Annotated in this window: 4 protein-coding genes; all 4 read right to left on the bottom strand. The window is 77.6% G+C overall.

The annotated features are described in order from the left end of the window. Positions 1-162: 162 nt before the first annotated feature. The 4 genes from LPA27_RS19100 to LPA27_RS19085 are packed head-to-tail and all read right to left on the bottom strand — an operon-like array spanning position 163 to position 3,357. Positions 163-1,143, bottom strand: a complete 981-nt coding sequence (locus LPA27_RS19100; protein WP_200920230.1) for a transglycosylase SLT domain-containing protein — start codon at positions 1,141-1,143, stop codon at positions 163-165. Beyond that, entirely contained in the window at positions 1,140-1,634 is a 495-nt protein-coding gene (locus LPA27_RS19095; RefSeq protein ID WP_228943564.1) for a flagellar FliJ family protein, read from the bottom strand. Before LPA27_RS19095 ends, LPA27_RS19100 begins: the two co-directional genes overlap by 4 nt. Next, the gene (locus LPA27_RS19090) at positions 1,631-3,013 is read right to left on the bottom strand and encodes a FliI/YscN family ATPase (RefSeq protein WP_228943562.1); all 1,383 of its coding nucleotides are present in this window, start codon (positions 3,011-3,013) and stop codon (positions 1,631-1,633) included. The genes LPA27_RS19095 and LPA27_RS19090 overlap by 4 nt, the downstream gene beginning before the upstream one ends. Then, positions 3,010-3,357 carry a FliH/SctL family protein gene (locus LPA27_RS19085; protein ID WP_228943560.1) on the bottom strand — a complete coding sequence of 116 codons (348 nt, stop codon included), beginning with the start codon at positions 3,355-3,357 and terminating at the stop codon, positions 3,010-3,012. The genes LPA27_RS19090 and LPA27_RS19085 overlap by 4 nt, the downstream gene beginning before the upstream one ends. Positions 3,358-3,443: the final 86 nt, after the last annotated feature.

The following is a 3,443-nucleotide window of genomic DNA, read 5'->3' as shown; positions in this document are numbered from 1 at the left end:
CGCCTGCCGATACGACCCCGGCCGGCGCACGTCCAGCAGCACGTCCAGTCCCCCGCCCACGAAGGAGACCAGCGGGGCCGGGCGTCGTGGCGCTGGTCGGCGTACCGGGGCGGGAGGCGGCGCGGGCCGTGGCGGGCAGGGCGGCGCCCTGGGGCATCACGCTCATGCGGCACGCACCATGGCCATGACCGAGCGCACGTAGTGCTGCGTCTCGGGGTAGGGCGGGATGCCGTCGTAGCGCAGCACCGCGCCGGGGCCGGCGTTGTAGCCGGCGAGGGCCAGGTCGGTGCGCCCGAAGCGGTCGAGCAGGTCGCGCAGCAGCCGGGCGGCGCCGTCGACGGCCTGCGCGGGGTCGAAGGAGTTCGTGACGCCGAGGCCGTCGGCGGTGCCGGGCATGAGCTGCATGAGGCCCTGTGCGCCGGCGGGGCTGACCGCCTTCGGGTCGAAGCCCGACTCCTGGCGGGCCACCGAGGCCAGCAGCACGGGGTCGACGCCGTAGCGCTGGCCCGCGGCGTTGAAGAGGTCGCTGAAGGGGACGCCGCTGACCCGGCTGCTGCCCGCGGCCGCGGGGGCCCCGGCCGCTCCGACGGGGGCGTCGGGCAGGACCCGGCGGATGTAGTCGGGCGTGCTCGGCACGTCGACGATGCGGATGTCGAGGCCGGTGCGCGGTGCCTCGAGCATCTTGCCGCCGCCGAGGTAGATGGCGATGTGGTCGGCGCCGTTGTTGCGGCTGGAGTTGTCCCAGGCGATGAGGTCGCCGGGGCGGGCCTCGGCCATCGAGGCCACCGGCTGCCCGGCGCGGGCCTGGTCGGCCGAGACCCGGGGCAGGTCGACGCCGAACTTGCCGTAGACGTACTGCACCAGCCCAGAGCAGTCCATGCCGCCCGCGGCCGGGCTGCTGCCGCCCCAGACGTAGGGCATGCCGACGTACTTCTTGGCCTCGGCGATGACGTCGGCGGCCAGGGCCGAGCCGCCGCCGGACGACGAGCCGGACCCCGCGGCGCCGGTGGCCGAGGCGCCCGCCGCGGAGGAGGCCGCGCTGAGGCTCGCCGCGAAGGCGCTGCCGCTGCTCTGCGACGGGCCGAGCAGGGCGAGCTGCGACTGGATCTGGGCGATCCGGGAGGTGATCTCGCTGACGCTCACGACGCGGCCCTCCCGGTGGCGGCGGTGCTGGCGGTGCCGGGCTCGCAGGCCTGCGCGGCCTGCTCGGCGCGCAGCCACAGCCGGCCGGCGACCTCGTCGAGCTCGACGGCCTCGCCGCGGGCGGCCTCGGCGGCGCGCTCGTCGGCGCGCCGCTCGAGCAGCCCCTCCACGGCGCCGAGGCGGGCCTTGTCGGCGCGCCACCGGGCGCCGGCGTCCAGGGCCAGGCGGCGGGAGGTGTCGAGGTCGGAGCGGGCCTCGACCGCGGCGTGGCGCAGCGCGGCCAGCGACTGGCGCAGCGCCACGAACTCCGCGAGGTCGCCGGAGACGAAGCCGGCGTGGTCGCGCACGGCCTGCTCGAGCTCGGCCACGCGCAGCTCGTGGGCGCGCTGCTCACGCAGGGCGGTCTGGAGGCCGAGGCGGCTGTCGCGCTCGCGCACGCCGCGCACGCGGGCGACGGCGCGCAGCCCGGGGTCGTGGACGGTGCGGCTCACGGCGCCACCAGCTCCTGGAGTCGGGACCAGGCCTCGGGCAGCGGGGTGCTGTCCTCCATGTCCTGGCGCAGGAAGGCCTCGATGCGGGGCATCCGGGCCAGGGCGGCGTCGGCGTCGGGGTCGGTGCCGGCGACGTAGGCGCCGATCTCGACCAGCTCGCGCACGTCGCGGTGGGCGGCCAGCATGCGGCGCAGGGCCACTGCGTCGGCACGCTGGGCCGGGCCGGTGACGGCGCCGGTGGTGCGCGAGATCGACTCGAGCACGTCGATGCTGGGGAAGTGCCCGGCGGTGGCCAGGCGCCGGGTGAGCACGACGTGGCCGTCGAGGATCGAGCGCGCGGTGTCGCCGATGGGGTCCTGGAGGTCGTCGCCCTCCACCAGCACGGTGTAGAGCCCGGTGATGGAGCCGCCGGGGGCCGTGCCGGCCCGCTCGAGCAGGCGCGGGAGCAGGGCGAAGACGCTGGGCGGGTAGCCGCGGGTGGCGGGCGGCTCGCCGGCCGAGAGCCCGATCTCGCGCTGGGCCATGGCCACGCGGGTCAGGCTGTCCATCATCAGCACGACGTGGCGGCCGGCCTCGCGGAAGGACTCCGCGATGCGGGTGGCGACGAAGGCGGCGCGCAGCCGCTCGACGGGCGGGGCGTCGGAGGTCGCGACGACCACCACCGAGCGGGCCAGGCCCTCGGGGCCGAGGTCGTTCTCGATGAACTCGCGGACCTCGCGGCCGCGCTCGCCGATCAGCGCGATCACCGAGACCTCGGCGTCGGTGCCGCGGGCGATCATCGACAGCAGGCTCGACTTGCCGACCCCGGAGCCGGCCATGATGCCCAGGCGCTGGCCCAGGCCGCAGGGCACCAGCGTGTCCAGGGCGCGTACGCCGAGGCCGAGCTGCCGGTCGATCCGCGGTCGCGAGAGCGCGTCGGGGGCCGCGTGGTCGACGTCGACCAGCGCCAGCCCGGGGAGGCTCTCGAGCGCCGGCCCGCCGTCGACGGGGCGGCCGAGGCCGTCGAGCACCCGCCCGCGCAGGGCGTCGCCGACGAGCACCCGCAGCGGCCCGCCGGTGTGGTGCACCGGCGCACCGACCTCGATGCCGGCGGTGCGGCCCAGCGGCAGGCAGACCAGCCCCTCGGTGGAGCTGGCGGCCACCTCGACCAGCACGGGCGCACGGTCGGCGGGGCGCACCTCGAGCAGGTCGCCCACGGCGCCGCGCAGCCCGACCACGCGCAGGTGCAGGCCCACGGTCTCGCTGACCCGGCCCAGCCGCAGCGGTGCGGCGGCGCGCAGGGCCCCGGCGCGGCCGCGGTCGAGGCGCTCGCGCAGCGACGTGGCGCCGGCGGGCGGCGCGACGGGGTGCGCGACGGGGGAGGTCGTGACGGCGCTCATCGCAGGGCCTCCGCGACGCGCTCGAGGGCGGCGCCGACGCGCAGGTCGACGACCTGCTCGGCGGTCTCGACGACGGCGTCGTCGCGCTCGAGCCCGGCGTCGGGCACGACGGTGAGCTGCTGGCCGGCCGGGCCGGCCAGGCCGGCGAGGTCGGCGGCCACGGTGCTGGCGGCGACCTCGGGGTGCAGGCGCACGGTGACCGGCACGCCGGAGGGCAGCACGACCAGCGCGCGCCGCACGACGTCGGCGGCGGGGTCGGGGGAGGTGCGCAGCTCGTGGCCGACCAGCTCCCGGGTCAGCTCGCGGGCCAGGTGCAGGGCCTGCTCCTCGAGCTCGGCGGCCACCGTGGCGCCCGTGCCGCCATGCTGACTACCGTCGCGTCCAGCGCGCAGACCTGGTGGGACCTTCGCGTTCGTCCCGAACCGCAGCC

The sequence above is a fragment of the Nocardioides sp. Leaf374 genome (assembly GCF_916862475.1).
In the GTDB taxonomy this organism is placed as follows: Bacteria; Actinomycetota; Actinomycetes; order Propionibacteriales; family Nocardioidaceae; genus Nocardioides; species Nocardioides kribbensis.
Note: the sequence above shows the minus strand (reverse complement) of the source record. Positions and strands in the feature narration are given on the sequence as shown.